Origin of the sequence: Pseudomonas brassicacearum (assembly GCF_918698105.1) — a bacterium.
Taxonomy (GTDB): Bacteria; Pseudomonadota; Gammaproteobacteria; order Pseudomonadales; family Pseudomonadaceae; genus Aquipseudomonas; species Aquipseudomonas brassicacearum_F.
In genome coordinates this window covers 1-26,700 of sequence record NZ_CAKKMI010000060.1, presented here as the reverse complement: position 1 = coordinate 26,700, position 26,700 = coordinate 1, and the positions used below count along the sequence as shown (strand labels likewise).

Sequence of the window (26,700 nt, the reverse complement as noted above, 5' to 3'; positions counted from 1 at the left end):
TCGACCACGCCATCACGTTAGCCAACCGCCATTGGTCTCGCTTGCCGTAGGAAAGTTCATCGCTTGCTGAGGGATTTCATCTCTAAATATAGGAGACCGCTCATCTTTTGCAGTTGCCTGGAGCGGTCGTAGCTGATATCTGTACGCATAACCAGTACTTCAGCATCCGTGGCGCTTCTTTCCGTGACAGCCAACCCCCTCGACGATCCCTTCTACTATCTGAACAACTTCCAGCGCGTGCTCACCTGGCTGGAGCAACGCTATGCCGACGTGCTCTGCCCCGAAGAGCTGCTGTTCATCGGCGAGTTTGCCGCATTGCCGCGTGCATCACAGGGTTTGCTGGTACGGATGGTGATGCGCAAAGGGCTGCGGTTTCGCCACAGCAAGCTCAGTTATCCGGAAATCGGTGATATCGGCAGCGCCGTCGAGCCGCTGCTGGCGTTGGGCTGGGTTGAGGAACAGGCGCCCCTGAGCCTTGTCGAGCTGTTCGAGGTACTGCTCAAGTCGGAAATCCTGGTGTGCCTGGGCCATCTGATCGAACACCCCAAGGCGAAAAAGACCGAATGGCTCCAGGCCTTGAATGAGCCATTGAGCCAACCACAGCCCTTCCGCAGTTGGTGTCCGCAACTCGAGGACCGCCTGTTCAGCCTGACGATCATGGACCTGTGCGACCGACTGCGGCTGATGTTCTTCGGCAACCTTTATCAGGATTGGTCGGAATTCGTCTTGGCGGACCTGGGCATTTTCACCTACGAAACCGTCGAGTTCAGCGCCGAGTCACGGGGTTTGCGCAGCCGCGAGGACGTCGATGCCTGCCTGTTCCTGCACGACTGCCAGCAGCGCTTCGAAGCTGGCGAGCCCCTGGAAGAGATCGTCACCCAGGTCAACGAGCTGTCCCTGGACAACCCGTGGCTGGAGCGGCGCCGGGGCAAGTTGTTGTTCCAGATTGGCCAGCACGGCGAACGCATTGGCGACTTCGCCTTGGCCTTGGGCATCTATCGCGATTGCGCTTACCCGGGCGCGCGCTTGCGGATGGTCCGGGTGCTGGAGCGCATCGGCGAATACGCCCTGGCCCTTGAACTGGGCGAGGTGGCGGCCCTCGCACCGCAAAGTGCCGCCGAAACCCAGGCCTTGCTGCGGATCGTGCCCCGTCTTCGGCGCAAGTTGGGCGGGCCGCCAGTGTCACGGAGCCTGGCCCAGGAAGTGGAGCGCCTGGAGCTGATGCTGCCGCGCGTCGATCCGACCTTGTCGGTGGAGTACCACGTCCAGGCGCACCTGCATGACGAGACCGCGCCAGTGCATTACGTCGAGAACAGCCTGATCAATTCGCTGTTCGGCCTGCTGTGCTGGCCGGCGATTTTCGCGCCATTGCCGGGTGCGTTTTTCCATCCGTTCCAGCGCGGGCCGGTGGACCTGCTCAACGAAGACTTCCATGCCCGCCGCGCCGAGCTGTTCGCAGCTTGTCTGGCCGAGTTGGACGATGGCCGCTATCGGCTGACCATTGGCCGCCGCTATGCCGAAAAGTGGGGCGTGCAGTCGCCTTTCGTGTTCTGGGGCGCGCTGACCGAAGAACTGTTGGCCCAGGCGCTCGATTGCCTGCCGGCCGAGCATCTCAAGCACTGGTTCGAGCGTCTGCTGCTGGACATCAAGGCCAATCGCGCCGGCATGCCGGACCTGATCCAGTTCTGGCCACAGCACAAGACCTACCGCATGATCGAAGTCAAAGGCCCTGGCGATCGGCTGCAAGACAACCAGTTGCGTTGGCTGGAGTTCTGCCATGAACACCAGATGCCGGTGGCCGTTTGCTACGTGCAATGGGCGGAGTCTGCCCTCGCGAACAAGCTCGCGCCCACCGGGGATGAGTCACCACAGATCAAATGTGGGAGCGAGCTTGCTCGCGAGGGGGCCCCATGAACCCGGCACCCAGCTACAGCATCGCCGTGCGGGCGTTGTGTGAGTTCACCGCCAAGGTGGGTGACCTTGACCTGCGCTTCACGCCGTCGCCCACAGCCCTGGAAGGCATCGCCGGCCATCGCACCGTGGCCTCGCGGCGCAGCGAGGGGTATCAGGCTGAAGTGGCCCTTGAAGGTCGTTACCAGACACTGACCGTCAAAGGCCGGGCCGATGGCTACGACCCCGTTCGCCAATGCCTTGAAGAAGTGAAGACCTACCGGGGGGACCTGGCCAAGCAGCCGGCCAATCATCGCCAGCTGCATTGGGCCCAGGCGAAAATCTATGGCGGGTTGATGTGCCAGAAACTGCAATTGCCGCACATCGACGTGGCCCTGGTGTACTTCGACATCGTCAGCGAAAAGGAAACCTGCATCACCCAACATTTCGAGGCGACACAGCTGCAAGCCTTCTTCGAAGCGCAATGCGCGTTGTTCCTGGCCTGGGCCGAACAGGAAATGGCCCATCGACAGGCGCGCAACCTCGGCGCGCAATCGCTGGTGTTTCCCCATGCGGGTTTCAGGCCGGGGCAGCGGCACCTGGCCGAATCGGTGTTCAAGGCCGTCAGCACCGGCCGCTGCCTGATGGCCCAGGCACCCACGGGCATCGGCAAGACCGTTGGCACGCTGTTCCCGTTGCTCAAGGCTCTGGCGCCGCAGCAACTGGACAAGGTGTACTTCCTCACGGCGAAAACCCCAGGACGCAAGCTGGCCCTGGATGCGGCGCGCGTGATCACCCAAAGCGCATCGTCAATGCCATTGCGGGTGCTGGAAATGATCGCCCGGGACAAGGCATGCGAACACCCGGACAAGGCCTGTCATGGCGAATCCTGCCCGCTGGCTCGCGGTTTCTACGACCGCTTGCCCGGCGCCCGGGCAGCGGCGAGCCAGGTCACGTTGCTCGACCAGGCGGCGTTGCGCGAGATTGCGCTGGCCCATGAGGTCTGCCCGTATTACCTCAGCCAGGAAATGGCCCGCTGGGCCGACGTGGTGGTGGCCGACTACAACTATTACTTTGATTTCAGCGCGTTGCTCTTCGGCCTGGCCCAGGCCAACGGCTGGACGGTCGCGACCTTGGTGGATGAGGCCCATAACTTGGTGGAGCGCGGGCGGCAGATGTACAGCGCGACCCTCGACCAGGCCACGCTGACCAGCGTGCGCAAAATCGCCCCCGAACCGCTGAAGAAATCCCTGGACAGGGTCAATCGCCAGTGGAACGCCTTGCATGCGCCCCAGGTGGCGGCCTATCAGGCCTATGAAAAGCTGCCGGACAAGCTGCTCCAGGCCCTGGCCACCTGCACCACGGCTATCGGCGACTACCTCAACGACCATCCCCAGGGCCTGGACAGCGGATTACAGGCGTTCTACTTCGACGCTTTGCAGTTTGGCCGGGTGGCGGAAACCTTCGACAAGCACTTTCTGTTCGACATCCACAAGCGCGAACTCGGCCGCCAGCGCAGCCTGTCGACGCTGTGCCTGCGCAACGTGGTGCCGGCCGCATTCCTGCGGCCCAGGCTGACGGCCGCCCGCAGCACGGTGCTGTTTTCGGCGACCCTGAGCCCCCGGCATTACTACGCAGATTTGTTGGGGACGCCGGACGACACGGTATGGATCGACGTGGAATCGCCGTTCAAGGCCGAACAACTGGACGTACAGGTCGTCAGCCGCATTTCCACCCGTTTCGCCCATCGCCAGGCGTCCCTGGAGCCGATAGCCGCCTTGATGGCCCGCCAGTTCGGCGAGCGCCCGGGCAACTACCTGGCTTTTTTCAGCAGCTTCGATTACTTGCAGCAGGTGGCTGGGCTGTTTGCCGAGCGGTACCCGCAAATAGAACTCTGGACGCAATCGCGCGGCATGGGTGAAGCCCCCCGTCAGGCATTTCTCGAGCGGTTCATGGAGCACAGCCAAGGCATTGGCTTTGCGGTGCTGGGCGGCGCGTTCGGCGAGGGCATCGATTTACCGGGTTCACGCCTGATTGGCGCGTTCATTGCCACCTTGGGGCTGGCGCAGTTCAACCCGGTCAATGAGCAGATGAAACAACGCATGGCCGCAATCTTCGGTGATGGCTACGACTACACCTACTTGTATCCCGGCCTGCAAAAGGTCGTGCAGGCCGCCGGCCGCGTGATCCGCACCCAACAGGATAGCGGGGTGGTGATGCTGATCGACGACCGGTTTGGCGAGGCGAGGGTGCAGCACTTATTGCCGCGGTGGTGGTCTGTCACCCAGGAAACACACAGGGGAATCCATCAGGGCTTGGGTTTGTGAATAGCCTGGGAGACCTGAGTATTGCGCTCCCAAAGCTCAATAATTTTTCCTGGCGCCAGACTTGTTCCATACTCCGCAAAAGTCCACACGGATGCCCCGGCCAGATGCTTGACAAAGACCCCAAGACCCCACTCATGAATGAGGAACAGCGTTTTCGCCTGCTCATCGACGCTGTGGTCGACTACGCCATCTACATGACCGACCCCTCTGGCATCATCACCAGCTGGAACTCCGGTGCCAGGCGTTTCAAGGGCTACGAGGAATCCGAGATCCTGGGCCAGCATTTCTCCCGTTTCTACACTGATCAGGATCGCGCCGCCGGCCTGCCGCAACGGGCACTGGACACGGCCGTGCATGAGGGGCGCTTTGAAGGCGAGGGCTGGCGGGTGCGCAAGGACGGCACGTTGTTCTGGTCCCATGTGGTGATCGATCCGATCATCGACAGCCAGAGCGGCACCTTGCTTGGTTTCGCCAAGATCACCCGTGACTTGACCGATCGCAAGATGGCCGAGGAAACCCTCAAGCAAAGCGAGCAGCAGTTCCGCCTGCTGGTGCAAAGCGTCACCGATTACGCCATCTACATGCTCGACCCGCAGGGCCAGGTCACCAACTGGAACCTGGGGGCGCAGCGGATCAAGGGCTATTTTCCGACGGAAGCCATTGGCCGGCATTTTTCGATGTTCTACACCCCCGAGGATCGCGACACCGGCGAACCGCAGCGCGCGTTGAGCATCGCCGCCAGCGAAGGGCGTTTCGAGAAAAAGGGCTGGCGCATGCGCAAGGATGGCACGCGCTTCATGGCCCACGTGGTCATCGATGCGATCCGCAGCGACACCGGCATGCTGTTGGGATTTGCCAAGGTCACCCGCGACATTACCGATGCCACCCAGGCCCAGCAGGCCCTCGAACAGGCCCGAGAGGCGCTGTTCCAATCCCAGAAACTGCAAGCCATCGGCCAGCTCACTGGCGGCATCGCCCATGATTTCAATAACCTGTTGACGGTCATCCTTGGCAACCTGGAAATCGTGCGCAAGCGCATGCCCGACGAGCCGAAACTCACTCAATTGCTGGACAACGCGACCCAGGGCGCACTGCGCGGGGTTTCGCTGACCCAGCGCATGCTGGCGTTTGCCCGTCGGCAAAAACTGACCTACGAATCGGTCGAGCTGTCGGCCCTGGTGCAGGGTATCAGCGGCCTGCTGCAAAGCTCCCTGGGCCCGTCGATACACATCCAGACCCGTTTCGCCGAGGCGTTGTCGCCGGTATTGGCCGATGTCAACCAACTGGAACTGGCGATTCTCAACCTGGCGACCAACGCCCGGGACGCCATGCCCAATGGCGGCCAACTCATGATTACCGCCGATGAGCGGCAAGGATGTGATGCCCCGGACAAGCCGATGGCCCCCGGGCGCTACATTTGCCTGGCGATCACCGACGAAGGCGAGGGCATGGACGAAGCCACGCTGGCCTCGGCAGTGGACCCGTTCTTCACCACCAAGGGGGTCGGAAAGGGTACGGGCCTGGGATTGTCCATGGTGCATGGCCTGGCGGAACAACTGGGGGGACGCCTGACACTCAGGAGCCAGAAAGGTGTCGGTACCACCGCGCAGTTGTGGCTACCGGTGGCGGACAACCCGACACCGGGCAAGGCGGCGATCCAGGAAGCCACTCAGCCGGTCGACGAGTTGAAAGTGCTGGTGGTCGACGATGACAGCCTGGTGCTGACCAGCACGCGCCTGCTCATCGAAGACCTCGGGCACCGGGTCCTTTGCGCCGCCTCGGGCGCCCAGGCGCTGGAGTTGCATGAGCGCAACCCGGACATCGACCTGGTGATCACCGACATGGCCATGCCGCAGATGGACGGCGCACAGTTGGCGAAACTGTTGCGCGACCGCCAACCGAACCTGCCCATCATCCTGGCCACCGGTTATGCCGAGCGCCTGGAAGGTTCTGCCACGCAATTGCCTCGGCTGATCAAGCCGTTCAAGCAGATTGACCTGGTGCAGATCATTGGGCAGACGATGAAATAGTCAGGAGCACAGCGTCCGCCTCCTGTGGCGAGGGCGCTGTGTAGGAGCTGTGTAGGAGCTGTGTAGGAGCTGTGTAGGAGCTGTCGAGTGCAACGAGGCTGCGATCTTCCCCAGACACTTGAGCCTCAAGCGAAAGATCAAAAGATCAAAAGATCAAAAGATCGCAGCCTTCGGCAGCTCCTACAGTACAAGAGCAGTCGCTTATTCAGTGTTCTTCTTGAACCCACGCAAATTCATCGCACACAGGCAAAACTGCAACACGATCAATGCATAGGCGTGGGTATGCAGCCCCCAGACCACCCACAGAATATTGCTGGCAATAAAACAACTGAATCCCGCCACCCGGCGTCGCGGTTGGCGTGAGCCGATCAACCAGGCGGCCAGCACCGTGACGAGCATCGCCGGCCATTGCACCCATCCAAGATAATCCACACAAGCGTCCTCTAGCCCTTACGCATTAGAGACCTTGGCGATTGAGGAGCGTTTCCTCGGATTTTGATGTACCTGCGGTCCATTGGCTTGAACTTGCCGCGTGCCGGGTTCTTCTAAAGAGTCCTGATCATCACCGAGGCACCGCCTGCGCAATGCCCAGAATACTCACCGGGCCCACCCCGGAAGAAGAACTGACGGAACACAACGCCAAACTGTTCGGTTCGCCCAAGGAGCGACTGGATTTCTATCGCCGGGAGATCCAGTACGAAACCAGCATCCTGGCCAACCGAACCGATGCTTACTTGGCGGCCCAATCGTTCCTGGTGATTGCCTTTGCCTCGTGCATGGCCAACCTGAACCCGGAGTGGGGCAAGTTGTTCACGCTGATCGTGCCGCCATTTTTGGCCTTGCTGGGGTTCTTGAGTTCGCTCAATGCCTGGCCGGGCATCAAGGCGGCCTACGAGATCATCGACCACTGGCATTTCAAACAGAGCGAGTTATTGCGCGCCGAACCCTTGATGGGCCTGGCCTACGACGAGTCACCGCTGTTCAGCGAGCGGGAATCGACCCACAAGGGCTACCGCAAGTCGTTGCTGTTCTCGCTGCGTACGCCGTGGATCTTCGCCACCTTCTGGGTGTTGCTGGGGACCTATTCGGTCTACATCCAAGTGAGCAATCCTGGCGGTTGAGACGTCCTCGCCTCAGCCCGAACGCTTGTGGCGCTCATACCATGCCAGGGTGGGCTGGGTCGTAACACCGTGGACCAGAATGCTCAACGCCACCACCGACAAGGTGAGGTCGATGCACAGTTGCGCCACCGGCGCCTGCAGGTCATGGTTCAAGGCGTAAAACAGATAAAACAGGCTGCCGATCCCGCGGATGCCAAACCAGCCGATCAACAGCCGTTGCGGTCCGTCGAGCAGTCGCCCCCAGGGTAGCGCCAGCACACTCAAAGGGCGGATGACGGCAAACAGCAGGGCCCCGATCGCCAAGGCCCGCCAGTCCCAATGGTTCGCCAGCACCACGCCGAGCAGAGTCACCAGGAACACCTCCATCGACCGCTCCACCAGGCTGCCGAACGCCAGCATGTCGCTCATCATCACCCCAGCGGCCAGTTGGCCATCGTCCAGCGACTCGGTATCGCCCACGACTGCCTGCTGGGGATCGACGGTTTCGTGGCCCACCACCGGTTGCACCAGGTGTTCTGCCGGTGGCGCCGCTTCATCGGTGGACTTGACCTCGGCTTGGCGCAGCCCCAGGCCGGCGGCGAACACCGAGAGAAAACCGTAGCCCTGGATCCACTCGGCCACGACGTAGGCCAGGGCAATCAGTGCCAGGGCCAGGTAGTCGTTGGGCGACAGCGTGCTGTCGGCATTCCTGATGCGCATCGACAAGGTCAGCTTGCCAATCCCGCGGCCCATCCAATAGCCGACCAGCAAACCGGCCGGCACTGCCCACAGGACGTCACGCAGCAGCCAATCACCGAGAATACCGCTGCCGTCGTCGCGCAGCATCAACAGGCCGAGGATCACAAAGGGAAACGCCGTCCCGTCGTTCAGTCCCGCTTCGCCCGACAGGCCGAAACGCACCCGGTCGTCATCGCGCGCATCGTTGACCTGCACCAGCGCCGCCAACACCGGGTCGGTAGGTGCCAACATCGCGCCGATCAGCATCGACACCGCCCAACTGAGCCCGAACAGATAGTGCAATGCCAGGCACAGGCCGGCGATGCACAGGATCATCACCGGCCCGGCCAGCCCAAAGGCGACGCGCCAGGTGCGGTCCTTGAGGGGCAAACGCAACTTGAGGCCGCTGACGAACAGCGAAAACACCACCGCGACCTCGGTGAGGTGCTCCATCCAGACGGATGAGTCGCTGATGTCCAGCTTCAGCACATCCAATCCCATCGGTCCGATGGCGATGCCCAGCACCAGGCACATCGCCGAGGTAGTGACCGGCATCCAGCGCAGGTAGGAGGAGGTCAGGGCCAGGGTCAGCAACACTGCACCGAGCACCGCTACCCATAATGTGAACGTCATCGTTGCTCCTTGGATAGCGCTTGGTACAGCCGGCGAGTGAACCCGTGGCGAGGGAGCTTGCTCCCGCTCGGCTGCGAAGCAGTCGTAAAAATGCTTGGATTGCGTCGCCTGCATGGGCCGCTTCGCGTCCAGCGGGAGCAAGCTCCCTCGCCACAACAGCGCCGTTGCCACATTCAACAGCTGGGGTGGTTCTCAGTATTCGAGGGCTGGAGCGAAACGAGGGTTCCCCTCGTGAATGGACAACCCGTTTATCCGCCAGCCTTTCAACCCAACGGAATTTTTCGCCGTTCCCAGCGCTCTGCAACAAAAGAGACGTTCTGATTCAGCGTCCGCCAAGAACCCGAGAGGCCCTTATGACTGCGCTGACCCCCCTCCAATCCCAGCCGGGCGCCGTGCACCCTGTCCTCCACAACGGACAGGTCCGCCAATGCTATGAACAACTGTTCCAGGGCCCCGACGACGCTGACAAGCAAGCTGTCGCCCAAGCGTTCCTCCAGAAATGCATCGCAAAGGCTGCGGCGCTTCCCCAAGAGATGCCCGATGACCCCATGGCGCTTCAGGCCTGGGTCGAGCAGCACAGCGCCGGCGTGGCCCGGCAATACGCTGACTACCTGGAGCGGCGCAAACATGGCGGCGCGCGCGAGTTCTTCAGCGGCAAGGCCCATGCCCTGTACTTCCTGCAGGCTGTGGCGCCGACCAAACGGGTCGACGGCGCCTGGCTGTATGGCGTGGTCAAGCACTGGCACGACCACCGTTTCGAAGGGTTGCTGTGCACCTACCTGGAAGAATTGGGAGACGGTCATCCCGCGCAAAACCATGTGGTGCTCTATCGCAAGTTGCTTGCCGAACACGACCTGTCGGATGCCCCGGACATCGACGACGACCTTTATCTGCAAGGTGCCGTGCAGTTGGCCTTGGGTTACGCCGGCGACGAATACCTGCCGGAGGTCATCGGCTACAACCTGGGCTATGAACAATTGCCCTTGCATCTGTTGATCAGCGCCTATGAACTGAGCGAACTGGACATCGATCCGTACTATTTCACCCTTCATGTCACCATCGACAACGCCAGCACCGGCCACGCCCATAAGGCCGTGCAAGCGCTGCTGCAGCTGATGCCGATGGAAGCTGACCGTGAAGCCTTCTGGCACCGGGTCACGTTGGGCTATCGCCTCAACGACCTGGGGCAGGGCAGCCGGGACATCATCGGCTCGTTCGACCTGGACCGCGAAGTGCTGGACATGCTTGAACGCAAACGCCCGTTCGGCCAGCACATGCACTCCGATTACTGCAAGTTCGAAGGCAAGACCGTCAACCAGTGGCTCGCCGAACCGGGCCAGCTGCAAGGGTTCCTGGTGGCCATGCAGAACAAGGGCTGGATCAAACGCCATGAAGACCCGCAGAACAGCCGCTTCTGGAGCCTGATCAACGGGTCTGGCGCAGCCATGTTCGGGGTGTTCAGCCCCTACGAAAAACAGCTGCTGCATGACTGGATTGCCGGTGATTGGCTGGACGAGGGCACAAGGTCCGGCGTCCGACGCGCTTTGGCTGCTGCTTGCGAGCCAACAACGCCAATGGAGGATCCCGATGTGCAAAGCCTGCAGCAGGCCCTGCAAGGCCGGGCGCCCGACGAGCAAATGCAGGTTCTGATGCCTTGGCTCTGTGCGCGACTTCATAGTCATCCGGCCGGGCTGTTGGCGACTCGTCGGTTCATCGAACTCAAATCCGCACTTCGCTAGGGAGCCCTGCATGAATGAAGAAGAACGCCTGTCCGAACCGGACCTTGCGCTGCTGCAACTGGGTCGACGCCTGCAAGCCGACGGCTACCGTTTCATCACCCCGACGCCGTTGACCCATGAACGGGTCAACCAACGACCCGGCAATGAGCGCGCCAAGACTTTGCGGGACGTGTTCGGCTGGTCACGGCCCTTTGCGCCGGGGCTGATCAGCACCGACGAACAGCGGCAACTGCAAGATGCCCAAGTGCTGGAAGCACACGACGGCTTGTTGCGTAGCCGGGTGCGCTGGTCGAGCCTGGATGGCTTGCTGTTCGCTCATTCGCAGTTTCCCACCCAGGCCACCGACGCGGTGTTTTTCGGCCCTGACAGCTACCGCTTCGCCCAACTGATCCATACTCATCTGCAACAGAACTTCACGGCGGTGCATCGCGCCGTGGACATCGGTTGTGGTGCCGGCGTCGGGGCGATCGTGATTGCCCGCGCCCGGCGTGAAGCGCAGGTGCTGGCGCTGGACATCAACCCGCAAGCCTTGCGCCTGAGTGCTGTGAACGCCGCGCTGGCCGAGGTGGGCAATGTCGAGGTTGCTCGCAGCGACGTGCTGCAAGACGTACCAGGCAACTTCGACCTGATCGTCGCCAACCCGCCGTACATGGCTGATCCCTCCGAGCGTGCCTATCGCCATGGTGGCGGTGCACTGGGCGCCGGGCTTTCGTTGCGCATCGTCGAACAGGCCTTGCCCCGGCTCACGCCGGGCGGCTCGCTGGTGCTCTACACCGGCGTGGCGATGGTGGATGGGCGCGACCCGTTCCTGGAAGCCCTGGGGCAATGGCGTGACTCGGCGGATTTCGGCTGGACCTACAAGGAATTAGACCCGGATGTGTTTGGTGAGGAATTGCTGACGCCGGGTTATCAGGACGTGGAAAGGATCGCCGTGGTGGCGTTGGTTGTAACCCGCATTGGCGCAGGTATCGGCGGGGTTATCGGAGGGAATATCGATGAACAGGCGCATGAAATTCGGCATTGAAGAGGAGTATTTCATCACCGATCTGCAAACCCGTTGCATGCCAGGCGAGCCCCCCGCGCAAGCGGTCGCTGCTTGCCAGGCCGAACTGGGCAAGCATTTCGCTCATGAGATGTTCCAATGCCAGGTGGAGATGGCATCGCCCATCTTTCGCAGCCTGTCCGAGGCCGCCGACTACCTGAGCCAGGTGCGCACGGGCTTGAACCAGCGGCTGGCGCCGCATGGCCTGGGCCTGCTCAGCGCCGGTTCACACCCGATGGCCACCCCGGTGCTGCAACCCACCGACGAGCTGCATTTCCAGCAACTGTTCGATGATTACCAGCGGGTGGCGCGGCGCAGTGTGCTGTCGGGCCTGCATGTGCATGTGGAAGTCCCGGCCACCCAGGACCGGGTGCAGGTGATGAATGAAATCCTGCCATGGTTGCCGATGTTCCTGGCCCTGAGCGCTTCATCGCCGTTCTGGAACGGTGCCTACAGTGGCTTCAGCAGCTACCGGCAAGTGGCTTGCGACGAATGGCCACGCATGGGCGTGCCGGAGTATTTCGAAGATGAGTCGGCGTTCGCCGGCTACGTCGACATGCTCATGCGCACCGGCTCCATACGCCAGCCCAGCGATTGCTGGTGGGTGATCCGGCCTTCCTCACGTTATCCCACGCTGGAACTGCGCATTTGTGATGCCTGTCCTCGGGTCGACGACGTCCTCTGTCTGGTCTCGCTGTTTCGCCTGATGGTCGCCCATGCCGCGGCGCAGCGCCGGCCTGGCGCTCACTACACCCAGATGTCCCAGTGGGTGCTCAAGGAAAACCGCTGGCGGGCCAAGCGTCATGGGATTCTCGCTGAGTTCATCGTCGAGGGGCAGGAACAGCCGATGCTGATCGGTGAATGGCTGACCCAGGCCGAGCAAACCTTCGGTGAGACCGCAGCAGAGCTGGGTGTCCAGGACGTGTTCAAGCAGGTGCGCCGTATCGTGCAGGAAGGCACGAGCGCCGACCGGCAGATCGTCCTCTTCGAACAGGGACTGCTGCTGGGTGATTCCGTCGAACAGGCCTTGAGCCGCGTGGTCGATCAATTGCTCGCGGAAACCGCTGGGCTGCCGGTCGCCGATCCGGCGTTACAACAGGTGGCAGGTGGAGCATGAGCCGCAAGACCCTGGATGACTACAACCGCATGCGTGACTTCGCCGCCACCCCGGAGCCGGCGGCGAAGCGCTCGCGCAAATCGGCGAAGACTGCCCATGCCTTGCAGTTCTGTATTCAAAAACACGACGCCTCGCGGCTGCATTACGATTTTCGGCTGGAGCTGGACGGTGCGCTCAAGAGTTGGGCGGTGCCCAAAGGCCCCTCCCTGGATCCGAAAGCCAAGCGCCTGGCGGTGCATGTCGAAGACCATCCGCTGGATTACGCTACGTTCGAAGGCAACATTCCCGAGGGCCATTACGGCGCCGGTGATGTGATCGTCTGGGACCGGGGCGTCTGGATTCCCCAGGATGATCCCCACGAGGCCTATGAAAAAGGCCGGCTCAAGTTCGAGCTGCAAGGCGAAAAGCTCAGCGGCCTGTGGAACCTGGTGCGCACCCACATGCCCGGCAAGCAGGAACAGTGGTTCCTGATCAAGCATCAGGACCAGGCTGCCCGTCCCGAGAGCGAATACGACGTGGTCCAGGCCGAACCGAACAGCGTGCTCAGCGATCGCACCCTGGTGCCCAAGCGCCGCGGCAAGGCCGCTGCAGCCAAAGCGGTGAAACAACCGGAAAAGGCCGCGCAGCCGAAATCGCCGAAGCGCACCGCGAAAACCACCCTCAGCGGCGCGGTCGCCGGGCCGTTGCCGGAAACCCTCAAGCCGGAACTGGCAACGCTGGTGGAAAGCGCGCCCGACGGCGAGTGGCTCTATGAGATCAAGTTCGACGGTTACCGGGTCATGGCGCGCATTGAAAACGGCGATGTAAAGCTGCTCACTCGCAATGGCCATGATTGGACCCACAAATTGCCAAGACAGGCCGAAGCCTTGGCTGCGCTGGGCTTGCAATCGGCCTGGCTCGACGGCGAGATGGTGGTTGCCAATGACCAGGGGGTGCCGGACTTCCAGGCCTTGCAGAATGCCTTCGAGGCCGGCAGCAGCGGCAAGATCGCCTATTACCTGTTCGACATGCCTTACCTCAACGGCATGGACTTGCGCAAAGTGCCGGTGCAAGAACGCCGGGCCGCGCTGGCCGCGGTGCTGGAACCCAACGAAAGTCCCTTGCTGCGGTTTTCCGATGCATTCGAAGAAACCCCTGAAGCGCTGCTCAACAGTGCCTGCCAGATGCAGATGGAAGGGCTGATCGGCAAGCGCATCGGCAGTGCCTACGTGTCCAGGCGCAGCAACGACTGGATCAAGCTCAAATGCAAGAATCGCCAGGAATTCGTGGTGGTAGGCTTCAGCGATCCCAAGGGCGCCCGAAGCGCCTTCGGGGCCTTGCTGCTGGGGTTGCATGATGCCGACAGCGGCCAGTTACGCTACGCCGGCAAGGTCGGCACCGGGTTCAACGAAACCACCCTTAAAAGCATCTACCAGCAACTGCTGCCCTTGGAGACGAAAAAGGCCGCCGTGGTCAATCCGCCCACCGGTTACGAAGCCAAGGGCGTGCACTGGCTCGAACCGACGCTGTTGGCTGAAGTGGCCTTTGCCGAAATGACCAAGGACGGCTCGGTGCGCCACGCGGTCTTCCATGGCTTGCGCAATGACAAGCCGGCCAAGGACATTACCCAGGAGATGGCCAAGCCTGTGAAAAAAAACGCTGCGGCAAAAAAAACCAAAACCAAGGATGAACCTGGCGCGACACCGGCCAAAACCAGGGCCAAGACCAAGGCACCGGCGCTGGACGGCAAGGTCCGCATCACCCATCCGGAGCGGGTCATTGACGCCAGCAGCGGCACCACCAAGCTGCAACTGGCCGAATATTACGCCAGCGTGGCCGAATTCATCCTGCCGGAACTGGCGGATCGCCCGGTGGCCTTGGTCAGGGCGCCGGATGGCATCGCCGGGGAGCTGTTCTTCCAGAAGAACGCCGAGCGCCTGGCCATTCCCGGGATCACCAGTCTGGACAAGGCGCTGACCGGGCAGCCGGTGATGATCATCAACAACGCCGAGGCGCTGATCGGCGCGGTGCAGATGAGCACGGTGGAGCTGCACACCTGGAATGCCACCACCGTCGACCTGGATAAGCCTGACCGCTTCGTGCTCGACCTTGACCCGGATCCGGCGTTGCCTTGGAAAAGCATGGTCGAGGCGACGCAGCTCACCTTATCGGTGCTCGATGAGCTGGGGCTCAAGGCGTTCCTCAAGACCAGCGGTGGCAAGGGCATCCATGTGGTGGTGCCGCTGACGCGCAAATTGGGTTGGGACGAGGTCAAGGGGTTCAGCCATGCGATTGTCAGTCACATGGCCAAGCTGCTGCCGGACCGTTTTTCGGCGGTGTCCGGGCCGAAGAATCGGGTAGGGCGGATTTTCATCGACTATTTGCGCAATGGGTTGGGTGCTACCACCATTTGCGCTTACGCCGCCCGGACCCGGGAAGGGTTGCCGGTTTCGGTGCCGATCTTTCGCGAGGAGGTGGCCGAGCTCAAGGGGGCGAATTTGTGGAATGTGCACAATGTTCATGAGCGGCTGGCGGAGGTTGGGCATGAGCCTTGGGCTGGGCTTAAGCGGACTCGGCAGAGTATTACGGCTGAGATGCGGAGGCGTATTGGTATGAAGAAGTAGTGTGTTTGATAGGGGGTGTATATCCATTGCTGCGGTCACGGCGGCTTAGGGTTCCGCCCTTACGGCGGGTCACTTTCGAAAAGCGCGAAAGTAACCAAAGCGCTTCTGCCCCACCACTTGGCACCTCGCCTAGGCTCGGTGTGCCCTCACTCCGGCATTGCTCCGTGGGCCCGCCGCGAAGGGCCATCCATGGCCCAGCGCGGCTATCCCGGCATCCATGCCGGGATGCCCACTCCACAATGCCTGCGTTCGGCCAGCGTGGTTAACGGGGCGCCGAGATCAACGTCCACCACGAGGCGGCCTAGTAGCCGACCTGGTTTTGGGTGATCGCGTTTCTCCTGTGGGAGCGAGCTTGCTCGCGATGGCGGCGTTACAGTCGATGATGATGTTGAATGTGCTGACCCTTCGCGAGCAAGCTCGCTCCCACAGGTTTTTTTGGGGTATCCAGATATTGCGAACACCCCGTAGCTCCATGTGGGAGCGAGCCTGCTCGCGATGAGCACTGCAACGCTGCCGTCATTGGCAGGTGCAAATCACCTTCAGCCCACCGGCACTCGCAGATATTCCGGCTGCAGGTAGTTGAACCACAGCAGGATCATTTCCACCAGGATTGTCACCAGGACCAGCAAGCCGACGCCCCAGACACTCGCCGAGTAGAGCAGGCCCTGTTCTTTCTTGAGGCTCATGAACTTGGGCAAACCGACGAATAGCAGGAAGGTCGAGTAGGCCGAGGCCAGTAACAGGACTGCCACCGCCAGCCAGCGATTCGGGTAGAGCCCGAAAGCCCCGGCCAGGAAGTATGGCGTCGCGGTGTAGGCGGCGAAGCCGATGCATTGGTTGAGCGTCGGACGGGCGTCGAAGGTGCGGGACATCCAGCGAATGAACAGTCCCATCAGTGCGACGCCGACCACGATGGTCAGGTACAGCAGCACGCACAATTGAAATGCACTGGCAGTGCTGAGCCGCACCGTTTCGTTTTCGGCCAGGCTCCAACCGGTCCAGGTGGTGCCGATGAACAGGCATACCACGGGAATCAGGGCCAGCAAGAGCAAATGAGCCAGGTAGTGGCGCGGATGAGCCTGTTCCTGCTCGCGGATGTCCGTCCAGGCGAACTCGGGGTGCGTGAACAGTTTGACGAAAGGTGCAGACATGACGACCTCCTGATCGGGACGGCCTCTGCGTGAGGCCCTTATGGGTTTGAGGTACGGCAAAACACAGGGGTTTCATTTATTTGCTGGCGCAGCGCGACGGGGCGATAAAGGGAATGAATCATTACGGCAAGGGTCAACCCATCAGTACCACTGAAGGAACGTTTGCCATGACAGCAGCCCAAACCCTGGTTGATTATCTACGCGCCCATGACCTGCGCCTGACCACGGCGGAATCCTGCACCGCCGGGCAGATCGTCACGTTGCTGGCCGAGGTGCCCGGCAGCGGCTCGCTGATCGAAAGCGGCTATGTGGTGTATTCCCCTGAAGCCAAGCAACGCCTGCTCGGTGTCAGTCCACGCACCATCGCAACCTTCAACTTGACCAGCCGCGAAGTGGCCGAGGAGATGGCGCTCGGTGCCTTGCACGACGCCAATGCCAATGTCGCCGTGGCGACCACCGGGCTGCTCGGGCCAGACGACAAGGACGGGATACCCGCCGGCACCGTGTGTTTTGCCTGGGCGTTCGATCTGAACGGCCAGCGGGCGCTGTTCAGCCGCTGCGAACGGTTCTTTGGCAGCCGCGGCCAGGTGCAACTGTGGGCAACGCAATACGCGTTGCAGCAATTGCCGGTCTTTCACCAGCGTGCCGTGGCCGGTGAGCGTCGATAGGGATAGATCATGACCGATCGATACGAGCAGGACGACCAGCGCAGCCGCCAGTTCCCGGTGCGTGAAGACATGGCTTTCCAGCACAAGGTCTGGCGTTTCGAGCGAGTGGGTTGGTACGTGTTGGTACTGCTGGTGATCCTGACCTTGCTGGGGTTGTTTTCCCGTGGGCCATTGAGCAGCCGGGAGCTGCAAAGCCGCGACGGTAGCCTCGGCGTCGAATACGAGGCCTTCCACCGCAACGGTTCCACCAACGCCATGGTCATTCGCCTCAAGGGTCAACCCAACGCCGTGCTGGAAGTCGAGTTGGGCGGCGACTGGCTGGAAGGTTTCGAGGTGCAGGCGCTACAACCGGCGCCAATACACTCGGCAGGCGCGGGGCAGGGCATGACACTGCGGGTGCAGGCCGATGAACGGGGGCAGGCCAGCCTGCATCTGTCATTGCTCGGCGAAGGGCTCGGCACTTTTCACAGCCGCATCGCCACCTCCGGCGGTGCCACGCTCAGTTTCAATCAGTTCATTTTCCCTTAGGTGACCTATGGATTCGGTGCTGCGGGCCGCTGCGATTTACCTGGCATTGCTGGTGTTGTTCAAGATCGCTGGACGCCGGTCGCTGGCGGAACTCACCACCTTCGACTTCGTGTTGTTGATGATCATCGGCGAGGCGACGCAGCAGGCGTTGCTGGGGGATGACTTTTCGCTCACCAACGCGTTGATGGTGATCGTGACGCTGATCGCCATCGATGTGGGATTGTCGCTGCTCAAGCAACGTTCCCAATGGGTGTCACAGCTGATCGACGGTGGCCCGACCGTCATCGTCGAGGACGGGCGAATCCTCCAGGGCCGGATGCGCCATGCCCGGCTGGTAGAAGCCGACATCATGGAAGCGGCGCGCTCGAGCCAGGGTATCGAGACCCTGGAGCAGATCAAGTTTGCGATCATCGAGCGCAATGGGAAAATTTCGGTGATTGCCAAGGAGCCGTCCTGAGTACTGTCGTCGGGCACTTTTTGTGGCAGGGAAGTTGTTGTGGCGAGGGAGCTTGCTCCCGCTGGGGCGCGAAGCGGCCCCCCAACGGGCAGACAACGTGGTGTTGGTGAGATCTGAGGGCTGCTTCGCAGCCCAGCGGGAGCAAGCTCCCTCGCCACAGGTAAAACACTGCGCTTTGCTTAAAGTATCGGCTTGCCCCCGGTGATCCCATAGCGCGTCCCGGAGATGTAGCTGGCTTCGTCCGAGGCCAGCAGCACGTAGATCGGCGCCACTTCAACCGGTTGGCCGGGGCGGCCAAGCGGGGTCTGGGAGCCGAAATTCTGTACCTCTTCCTCGGGCATGGTCGCCACGATCAGCGGCGTCCAGATCGGTCCTGGTGCCACGCTGTTCACACGGATGCCCTTGGGACCGAGCATTTGCGCCAGGCCGCCGGTGAAGTTGGCGATGGCGCCCTTGGTGGTGGCATACGCCAGCAGCGTCGGCTTGGGCATGTCGGAGTTGACCGAACTGGTGTTGATGATCGAGCCTCCCGGCTTCATGTGCGGCACGGCGGCCTGGCAGATCCTGAACATCGCCGTGATGTTGATATCGAACGTACGCACCCACTCTTCGTCGGGTATTTGCTCAAGACTTTCATGGGTCATCTGGAACGCGGCATTGTTGACCAGGACGTCGATATGCCCGAAGCGGGCGACGGTTTCATCGACGATTTTGCGGCATTGGTCTTTGTTTGCCAGGTCACCGGGCAGCAACAGGCATTGGCGCCCGGCCTGCTCGACCCAGCGCGCGGTTTCCTTGGCGTCTTCATGCTCGTCCAGGTAGGCAATGGCCACGTCCGCGCCTTCACGGGCAAAGGCAATGGCGACGGCGCGACCGATGCCGCTGTCGGCGCCGGTGATCAGGGCGATTTTGTTCGCCAGTCGTCCGGAGCCGGTGTAGCTCTGTTCGCCGCAGTCCGGGTAGGGGTCCATCTTCCGTTGGCTGCCGGGCACCGGCTGGCTTTGTTTCGGGAAAGGTGGGAAAGGGTATTGGACCATGGTCGTTCTCCTGGCTTGGTTGCGATGGAGGGTGGACTGTGGGATTTCGGGCAGAGTTCGGTCGGATTTTCTTGCCAGTCGATGAGCGTGATGACTGGCGTTTCGTCGATGAATAGAGCGCTGGGACGAACATTGGATGAAGCTGTACGCTCTATGAAGTACGGGGTTCGATAAGGAGCAGGACAATGTTCAGCCATATTCAGATCGGTGCGCGCGACCTGCCGAAAATGGTCGCTTTCTATGACGCCGTCCTCGGCTGCCTGGGGCTGGAGCGTATCGAAGGTGAACACGACTCGGGCCCGCCGGGGGAGGGTTGGCAACGGCCCGGCAAGCATTGGCCACAGGTGTTCGTCCAATTGCCTTTCAACGGCCTGCCCGCCACCTGGGGCAATGGCATGCAAGTGAGCTTCGCTGCTGATTCCCCGCAAACCGTGCGAGCTGCCTGGGAGCAGGCGATTGCCATGGGCGGCTCCGACGAAGGCGCACCCGGCCCGAGGCCGCAGTATTGCGAAGGTTATTTCGGGGCGTATTGCCGTGATCCGGAAGGCAACAAGCTGTGCTTTGTCCATGCGCCGGATATGCATGAGTAACTGTTGTGGCGAGGGGATAAATCCCCTCGCCACAATGGATTGTTGTCGCCTGTTGGATCAGCCCCTGGCCTTCAGGCTACGCTCCATCCGCGCAATCCCTTCCTCCAGCAGCGCCCGTGGGCAGCCGAAGTTCAAGCGCACGAACTGACCGGCATCGTCGCCAAAATCCAGGCCGGCACTGAGCCCCACCTTGGCTTCTTTCAGGAAGAAGCCCTGCGGGTCATCCAGCCCCAACCCGGAGCAATCCAGCCAGGCCAGGTAAGTGCCCTGGGGCACGGTCATGCTGATGCCCGGCAGGCGGGTGTTGACCGCATCGACCAGGTAATCGCGGTTGGCTTGCAGATACACCTTCAAGGCCTCTAGCCACGGGCCGGCCTCGCTATAGGCCGCACGAGTCGCTTCAAGGCCCAGGGCATTGACGCTGTCGACCATGCCGGCCCGGGCGCTGTTGACCCGTTCGCGCACCTTGGCGTTCTGGATAATGGCGAACGAGGTTTTCAAGCCAGCGATGTTGAAGGCCTTGCTGGCGGACATCAGGGTGATGGTGCGCTCGGCAATTTCCGGGCTGAGGGAGGCGGTCGGAATGTGCACACGGCCGTCGAAGCACAGCTCGGCATGGATTTCGTCGGAGATGATCCAGGCGTCCTGCTCCAGGCAAATGTCTGCCACCGCCTTGAGTTCCTGGCGGTCAAACACCTTGCCCAGCGGGTTGTGAGGATTGCTCAGCAACAGCGCGCCGCCGCCCTGCAACGCTTCGCGCAATACCGTCAATGGCGTGTGGAATTCACCGTTGACCGGGTCGAATGGCAGTTCCACTTTGTTCAACTGCCAGTGACCCGGGGCGTTGCGCAGCGGCGGGTAGTTGGGCACCTGCACCACGACATTCTGCTGGGGTTCTACCAAGGCATGCAGCGCCATGTTGAAGCCCGGTTCGACACCCGGCAGGAACACAATCTGCTGGGGCTCGACGCGCCAGGCGTACTTGCTCCACAGGTCGGCCACGATGGCGGCACGCAGATCGTCCTGGGCCACGCTGTAGCCCAGCATCGGATGTTCCAGGCGCTTGTGCAGCGCGTCGATGATCACGGGCGGGGCGGGGAAGTCCATATCGGCGACCCACATCGGCAACACATCGGCCGGGTAGCGGCTCCATTTGGTACTGCCGGTGCCGTGGCGCTCCAATACGGTGTCGAAATCGAAAGTCATGGGGGTTCCCATCAGTCAGCGAGTTGAGATGGCGAACATCATAAAGCAAAGGACGGGGATAAAAAGGTGGCGCTTAGAAGATGAGATAAAGTCCGAGCCGCACACCCGTGTTGATTTGGCTACGAAATACCTCTTGGGCTGTCTGATTTTCAGCTTCGATCGGTTAATAAAATGGGTGCGCAATGGCGTGTCAACGACACGTTTTAAATAGCGTCATTTAATTCAGCTGCACAAGATTGCGAGAGTCGTCAGTTTGAGAATATTGATCCGCTCGGTGTTTTCATACCCATGCGGCCAATAGCGTGCCCTGCGACGCTACGCCCTAAAACCTAATGGGTACAGGTATTTAATTTAATTTAATTGATATTGGGCTGCTGCTATCACGCAAGCATAAAGTTTTGAACGCGCAGTACACGGAATACGTTTGCTATGCCTGTGTTTAAAGCGCACTGTTTGGAGCATATATTCAATAAGCAGGCACTCGAGCATCATCGTTCTCACTGTTCATTCAGTCGAGGTCGAATGCTCCATCAATCGATGATAATTTTTAAATCCATAACGCCCATTAAACGGTGCCCCTTCAAATACGGGCTGCTGCTTATGCTGATGATGGTGTTCTGCGCAGGCAGTGGGGTAAATGCGAAGGAATACGGCGGGCTTGAGCAGCAGCGTATAGAAACAGTTTTTCCAGACAGCGATAACCTTTCCGAGCCTACCGGTGAGTTCAAGGTTCGCACCATCAGTCACGGAAAAAACCTGCTCGGTTATGTGTTCCAGAGTCAGGATGTGGTGGATATCCCGGCGTACTCGGGCAAACCGATCAACATGCAGGTCATCCTCGACACCCACGGTGTCATCCAGGATGCCTACGTGCTGGAACACCATGAGCCGATTTTGCTGGTGGGCATTCCCGTGGAAAAGCTTCATGCCTTCGATGCCAGATACAAGGACGTCAAGGCCGACCGCAGGGTGGTCGTGGGGCACTCCAGTGATCCTGAGGCGGTGACGGTCGATGGGATCGCCGGGGCGACAGTCACCGTCATGGTGGTCAACGAGATCATCATGCGTGCCGCACACAAAGTGGCCGTATCTCTCAAGTTGATCGAGGATAACAGTGGTGTTACGCAGAAGCCTGCCACTGTGCGCGAAGACTTTTTCGAGCCCGCCACCTGGGAGCAAATGACCGGCAACGGCGCCATTCGCCGTCTCAACCTGACCCGTGGCCAAGTCGACGCGGCCTTCAAGGGAACTGAGGCTGAGGGGTTCGACAAGGCCACTGCCGAGCAGGTTGATGAAACCTTTATCGAACTGTATACGGCCGATTTGAATCCGCCAGCCATTGGTCGCAACCTGCTGGGCGACAATCAATATCGTTTCCTGATGCAAGACCTCAAGCCGGGTGAGCAAGCCATCGCTGTATTAGGTCGCGGCCTGTACTCCTACAAAGGCTCAGGCTATGTGCGCGGGGGGATTTTCGATCGGGTGCAATTGCGTCAGTTTGGCAACGTCATCAGCTTTCGCGATATGGACCACCAGCGTCTTTCCGATGTATTTGCCAAGGGCATGCCTGAGTTCAATGAAATGTCTATTTTCATTGTGCGCGAACCCGCTCGGTTCGATCCGGGAGCGCCTTGGTCCCTGGAATTGTTGGTACGACGCCAGACCGGTGCGGTCAGCGGCACGTTCAGCAGTTTCGATTTGTCTTACCAACTGCCTGAGCAGTACCTCTTGCGCCCGCCGCCCACCGCTCAGGAGTTGGCTGCCATCAAGGTTGCCAACAGGCCGACGTGGGTCAATATCTGGTACCAGAAAGCTTTTCAGATCGGCATCCTCTGTACAGCCCTGACGGTGCTGATGGTGATTCTGTTCCTGCAGGACACCTTCACCCGATACCCGCGCTTTCTCCACTGGCTGCGTCGGGTTTACCTGGTGTTCACCGTCGTGTTCATTGGCTGGTATGCCCTCGGGCAGATTTCGGTGGTCAATGTCCTGACCTTCGCCCATGCCTTGTTCGAGAACTTCCGTTGGGAACTGTTTCTCACTGACCCGATCGTGTTCATTCTCTGGACCTTTACCGCCGCCAGCATTCTGCTGTGGGGGCGAGGAGTCTTCTGCGGTTGGTTGTGTCCCTTCGGCGCGTTGCAGGAGTTGATCAACGAAGCCTCGCGCAAACTCAAGATCCCGCAATATGAGCTGCCCTTTGCGCTGCATGAGCGCTTGTGGGCGGTGAAGTACATCATTCTGCTGGTGCTGTTCGGCATCTCTCTTGAGTCGATGACCACCGCCGAGCAATTTGCCGAAGTGGAGCCCTTCAAGACCGCCATTACGCTGAAATTCGATCGCCAATGGTGGTTTGTGGCCTACGCCGTGGCACTGCTGGTCATCAACATTTTCACCCGCAAGGTCTATTGCCGCTATGTCTGCCCATTGGGCGCTGCGCTGGCCATTCCCAGCAAGCTGCGCCTGTTCGATTGGCTCAAGCGGCGCAAGGAATGTGGCGCGCCCTGCCAGCTGTGCGCCAAGGAATGCGAAATCCAGGCGATCCACCCGGATGGTCATATCAACGGCAACGAGTGTCACTACTGCCTCGACTGCCAGATGACGTACCACAACGAAAACAAATGCCCGCCGTTGGTGCTCAAGAACAAGCGCAAGACGCGGGACAAACCGACGCCGGTGCCAGAACACGCCGAGTTGATTCCGGTGGTGCAAGTGTTCAAGCCCTGACCCGTCCTTGCCCAGCAAGGGCACAAGAACCGATTGCCTGACCTTATTGATATCTGCCTCCAATGGAGCAAGCCCCGTGAGCGATAAAAAGCCGAAAAACGATCATGAAACGGTCAATGACACAGGTCTTAACCGACGCGGTTTCCTCGGTGCTTCAGCCCTGACCGGCGTTGCGCTGGCAGGCAGCACTGCCCTTGGCAGCGTGGTATTCACCCGCGAATCCTGGGCGGCGGCAGCCAAGGATGCGCAGTCGAAAATTCACGTGGCGCCGGGCGAGCTGGACCAGTACTACGGTTTCTGGAGTGGGGGCCATCAGGGCGAAGTACGGATCATGGGTGTTCCGTCGATGCGCGAGTTGTTACGCATACCTGTGTTCAACGTCGACTCCGCCACCGGTTGGGGCCTGACCAACGAAAGCAAGCGGATACTGGGTGATAGTGCAAGGTTCCAGAATGGCGACTGCCACCATCCGCATTTGTCCATGACTGATGGCAAGTACGACGGCAAGTACCTGTTCATCAATGACAAGGCCAACTCCCGGGTCGCGCGCATTCGCCTGGACATCATGAAGTGCGACAAGATGCTCACCGTGCCCAACGTGCAAGCCATTCATGGCCTGCGCCTGCAAAAGGTGCCGCATACCCAGTACGTGTTCGCCAACGCCGAGTTCGTCATTCCACACCCCAATGACGGCAGCACTTTCGACCTGCAGGACAAGAACAGCTACACCATGTTCAACGCCATCGACGCCGAGAAGATGGAAATGGCCTTCCAGGTGATCGTCGACGGCAACCTGGACAACACCGACGCTGACTACACCGGCAAATACGCCGCCAGCACCTGCTACAACTCCGAAAAGGCTTATGACCTGGGCGGCATGATGCGCAACGAGCGCGACTGGGTGGTGGTGTTCAACATCCCGCGCATCGAAGCGGCGATCAAGGCTGGCAAATTCATCACCTTGGGCGATGCCAAGTCGCCGGTTGTCGACGGTCGCAAAAGCGACGGCAAGGACAGCGAGTTCACCCGCTATATTCCGGTTCCGAAAAATCCTCACGGCATCAACATGTCGCCCGATGGCAAGTATTTCATTGCCGCCGGCAAACTCTCGCCCACCTGCACCATCATCGCCACCGCCAAGCTTGACGATCTATTTGACGACAAACTCAAAGACCCACGGGATGTGGTAGTCGGTGAGCCGGAGCTGGGCCTGGGGCCGCTGCACACCACCTACGATGGCCGGGGTAATGCCTACACCACCTTGTTCATCGACAGCCAGGTGGTGAAGTGGAATGTGGAAGAGGCGATCCGCGCCTACACGGGTGAGAAGGTCAACTACATCAAGCAGAAACTCGATGTGCAGTACCAACCCGGGCACAACCATGCGTCGCTGACCGAAACCCGTGAGGCCGACGGCCAGTGGCTGGTGGTGCTCAGCAAGTTTTCCAAGGATCGCTTCCTGTCGACCGGTCCCTTGCACCCGGAAAATGACCAGTTGATCGATATTTCCGGCGACGAGATGAAACTGGTGCACGACGGCCCGGCCTTCGCCGAACCGCACGACTGCGTCATGGCCCGTCGAGACCAGATCAGGACCAAAAAGATCTGGGACCGTAACGATCCGTTTTTTGCCGAAACCGTGGCGATCGCCGCCAAGGACGGGATCAAGCTGGAGAGCGACAACAAAGTCATCCATGACGGCAAGAAAGTACGGGTGTACATGACCTCGATGGCGCCGGTCTACGGGGTCACTGAATTCACCGTCAAGCAAGGGGATGAGGTCACGGTGACCATCACCAACATCGATAAGGTGGAAGACGTCAGCCACGGGTTCGTCATGACCAACCACGGTGTGAGCATGGAGATCAGTCCACAGCAGACCTCGTCCATCACGTTCATCGCCGACAAGCCTGGCTTGCACTGGTATTACTGCAGCTGGTTCTGCCATGCGCTGCACATGGAAATGGTCGGCCGGATGTTGGTCGAGCGGGCTTGAACAGTGCCTCAGGGCCGCGAAGAAGGTAAACGCCATGCCCAGAGCCTCGCTCAGTGATCCACTGCATGGCATGGCACTTTTGCTGTTGGTGCTGGTGTCGACGCTCGCCCAGGCGTCGCCACGCCCCATCACCGAGCTGCCCCTGCAAACCAACGGTGATCAGCGCTGGATCCTGCCGGCGGGCAACTACCCGGGGCAGTTCAGCGTCGATCAATCGATGCAGATCGAATGCGCGGAAGGTGCGGTGATTGACGCCCAGGGGCAGGGCAATGCGCTGTTCATCAGCGCACCCGACGTGCGGATCGAGGGGTGCACATTGCTCGACTGGGGGCGTGACATGACGGCCATGAATTCAGCGGTGTTCATCGGCCCCAAGGCCCGGGGGGCGGTGGTACGGCATAACCGCATGAAAGGCCCCGGCTTCGGCATCTGGGTGGACAGCACCCATGATGTCAGCCTGATTGACAATGACATCGAAGGCGACCCGGGCATTCGCTCCCAGGATCGCGGTAATGGTATTCATCTGTATGCCGTGCAGGGCGCGCGGGTTATAGGTAATCACGTGCGGCTGACCCGCGATGGCATCTACATCGACACCTCCAATGGCAACTTGCTGCAGGGCAATACCCTGGAAGACCTGCGCTACGGCGTGCACTACATGTATGCCAACGACAACCAGTTGCTGGGCAATACCACCCGCCGCACGCGCACCGGTTATGCCTTGATGCAGAGCCGCAAGCTGACGGTGATTGGCAATCGCTCCGAGCAGGACGAAGGCTATGGCATCCTCATGAACTACATCACCTATTCCGAACTGCGCGACAACGTCATCAGCGACGTGCGCAGCGGCTCCGCCGACGGCGGTATGGTTAGCGGTGCCGAGGGCAAGGCGCTGTTCATCTACAACTCGCTGTTCAATGTCATCGAACACAACCATTTCGAGCGCAGCGTCGTGGGTATTCACCTCACTGCTGGTTCCGAAGACAACCGTATCGCCGACAACGCCTTCGTCGACAACCAGCAGCAGGTCAAATACGTCGCCACCCGCACGCAGGAGTGGTCGGCCGACGGTCACGGTAATTACTGGAGTGATTACCTGGGCTGGGATCGCAATAACGATG

At 60.6% G+C, this 26,700-nt stretch carries 20 protein-coding genes; 15 read left to right on the top strand and 5 right to left on the bottom strand.

Going from position 1 to position 26,700, the window contains the following annotated elements; genetic code table 11:
* Positions 1–183 precede the first annotated feature (183 nt).
* From LQ215_RS21250 to LQ215_RS21240, 3 genes are all read left to right on the top strand, one after another.
* Entirely contained in the window at positions 184–1,914 is a 1,731-nt protein-coding gene (locus LQ215_RS21250; RefSeq protein ID WP_230152455.1) for a VRR-NUC domain-containing protein, read from the top strand.
* A complete protein-coding gene (locus LQ215_RS21245) occupies positions 1,911–4,217 on the top strand; it encodes an ATP-dependent DNA helicase (RefSeq protein WP_230152454.1) in 2,307 nt (768 codons plus the stop codon). The genes LQ215_RS21250 and LQ215_RS21245 overlap by 4 nt, the downstream gene beginning before the upstream one ends.
* 104 nt (positions 4,218–4,321) lie before the next feature.
* Positions 4,322–6,247, top strand: a complete 1,926-nt coding sequence (locus tag LQ215_RS21240) for a hybrid sensor histidine kinase/response regulator (protein WP_230152453.1) — start codon at positions 4,322–4,324, stop codon at positions 6,245–6,247.
* 201 nt (positions 6,248–6,448) lie between these two features.
* On the opposite strand, the gene LQ215_RS21235 is transcribed toward LQ215_RS21240, so the two are convergent.
* Positions 6,449–6,679: a hypothetical protein gene (locus LQ215_RS21235; RefSeq protein WP_060742403.1), complete on the bottom strand. Its 231-nt coding sequence runs from the start codon at positions 6,677–6,679 to the stop codon at positions 6,449–6,451.
* Positions 6,680–6,831: 152 nt separating this feature from the next.
* Between LQ215_RS21235 and LQ215_RS21230 the strand changes: the two genes are divergently transcribed.
* A complete protein-coding gene (locus LQ215_RS21230; protein WP_092326489.1) occupies positions 6,832–7,368 on the top strand; it encodes a hypothetical protein in 537 nt (178 codons plus the stop codon).
* Positions 7,369–7,380: 12 nt separating this feature from the next.
* Here the strand turns inward: LQ215_RS21230 and LQ215_RS21225 are convergent, their stop codons facing one another.
* Positions 7,381–8,718, bottom strand: a complete 1,338-nt coding sequence (locus tag LQ215_RS21225) for a cation:proton antiporter (protein ID WP_230152452.1) — start codon at positions 8,716–8,718, stop codon at positions 7,381–7,383.
* 353 nt (positions 8,719–9,071) lie between these two features.
* Between LQ215_RS21225 and LQ215_RS21220 the strand changes: the two genes are divergently transcribed.
* Genes LQ215_RS21220 through ligD form a run of 4 tightly spaced genes read left to right on the top strand, consistent with a single transcriptional unit; the run spans position 9,072 to position 15,219 of the window.
* A complete protein-coding gene (locus LQ215_RS21220) occupies positions 9,072–10,457 on the top strand; it encodes an iron-containing redox enzyme family protein (RefSeq protein ID WP_230152451.1) in 1,386 nt (461 codons plus the stop codon).
* A 10-nt stretch (positions 10,458–10,467) separates the two neighbouring features.
* Positions 10,468–11,481: a methyltransferase gene (locus LQ215_RS21215; protein WP_230152450.1), complete on the top strand. Its 1,014-nt coding sequence runs from the start codon at positions 10,468–10,470 to the stop codon at positions 11,479–11,481.
* Positions 11,453–12,616 (top strand): carboxylate-amine ligase, encoded by a 1,164-nt coding sequence (locus LQ215_RS21210; RefSeq protein ID WP_230152449.1) that lies wholly within the window; start codon positions 11,453–11,455, stop codon positions 12,614–12,616. The genes LQ215_RS21215 and LQ215_RS21210 overlap by 29 nt, the downstream gene beginning before the upstream one ends.
* The gene (gene ligD / locus LQ215_RS21205) at positions 12,613–15,219 is read left to right on the top strand and encodes a DNA ligase D (protein ID WP_230152448.1); all 2,607 of its coding nucleotides are present in this window, start codon (positions 12,613–12,615) and stop codon (positions 15,217–15,219) included. The genes LQ215_RS21210 and ligD overlap by 4 nt, the downstream gene beginning before the upstream one ends.
* 539 nt (positions 15,220–15,758) lie before the next feature.
* Here ligD and LQ215_RS21200 read toward each other — a convergent pair.
* Entirely contained in the window at positions 15,759–16,370 is a 612-nt protein-coding gene (locus LQ215_RS21200; RefSeq protein WP_230152447.1) for a Yip1 family protein, read from the bottom strand.
* A gap of 167 nt (positions 16,371–16,537) precedes the next feature.
* Here LQ215_RS21200 and LQ215_RS21195 point away from each other — a divergent pair, with 167 nt between their 5' ends.
* From LQ215_RS21195 to LQ215_RS21185, 3 genes are read left to right on the top strand one after another with little or no spacing between them, the layout of a single operon-like run.
* Positions 16,538–17,038, top strand: a complete 501-nt coding sequence (locus tag LQ215_RS21195) for a CinA family protein (protein ID WP_230152446.1) — start codon at positions 16,538–16,540, stop codon at positions 17,036–17,038.
* Positions 17,039–17,047: 9 nt separating this feature from the next.
* Positions 17,048–17,566: a hypothetical protein gene (locus LQ215_RS21190; protein ID WP_230152445.1), complete on the top strand. Its 519-nt coding sequence runs from the start codon at positions 17,048–17,050 to the stop codon at positions 17,564–17,566.
* A gap of 7 nt (positions 17,567–17,573) precedes the next feature.
* Entirely contained in the window at positions 17,574–18,023 is a 450-nt protein-coding gene (locus LQ215_RS21185; protein WP_230152444.1) for a DUF421 domain-containing protein, read from the top strand.
* Between the two features lie 179 nt (positions 18,024–18,202).
* Here LQ215_RS21185 and LQ215_RS21180 read toward each other — a convergent pair whose 3' ends face one another.
* Positions 18,203–19,060 carry an SDR family oxidoreductase gene (locus tag LQ215_RS21180; protein ID WP_230152443.1) on the bottom strand — a complete coding sequence of 286 codons (858 nt, stop codon included), beginning with the start codon at positions 19,058–19,060 and terminating at the stop codon, positions 18,203–18,205.
* Between the two features lie 185 nt (positions 19,061–19,245).
* Between LQ215_RS21180 and LQ215_RS21175 the strand changes: the two genes are divergently transcribed.
* Positions 19,246–19,650, top strand: a complete 405-nt coding sequence (locus LQ215_RS21175) for a VOC family protein (protein ID WP_230152442.1) — start codon at positions 19,246–19,248, stop codon at positions 19,648–19,650.
* A gap of 57 nt (positions 19,651–19,707) precedes the next feature.
* Here LQ215_RS21175 and LQ215_RS21170 read toward each other — a convergent pair whose 3' ends face one another.
* Positions 19,708–20,856 (bottom strand): MalY/PatB family protein, encoded by a 1,149-nt coding sequence (locus LQ215_RS21170; RefSeq protein WP_230152441.1) that lies wholly within the window; start codon positions 20,854–20,856, stop codon positions 19,708–19,710.
* Between the two features lie 600 nt (positions 20,857–21,456).
* Here LQ215_RS21170 and nosR point away from each other — a divergent pair.
* The 3 genes from nosR to nosD form a co-directional block, all read left to right on the top strand.
* Entirely contained in the window at positions 21,457–23,583 is a 2,127-nt protein-coding gene (nosR, locus tag LQ215_RS21165) for a transcriptional regulator NosR (RefSeq protein ID WP_230152440.1), read from the top strand.
* A gap of 76 nt (positions 23,584–23,659) precedes the next feature.
* Positions 23,660–25,579: a TAT-dependent nitrous-oxide reductase gene (gene nosZ, locus LQ215_RS21160; protein ID WP_230152439.1), complete on the top strand. Its 1,920-nt coding sequence runs from the start codon at positions 23,660–23,662 to the stop codon at positions 25,577–25,579.
* 70 nt (positions 25,580–25,649) lie between these two features.
* Positions 25,650–26,700: nitrous oxide reductase family maturation protein NosD (nosD, locus tag LQ215_RS21155; RefSeq protein ID WP_436839591.1), on the top strand; the 1,051-nt coding region annotated here is incomplete at its 3' end.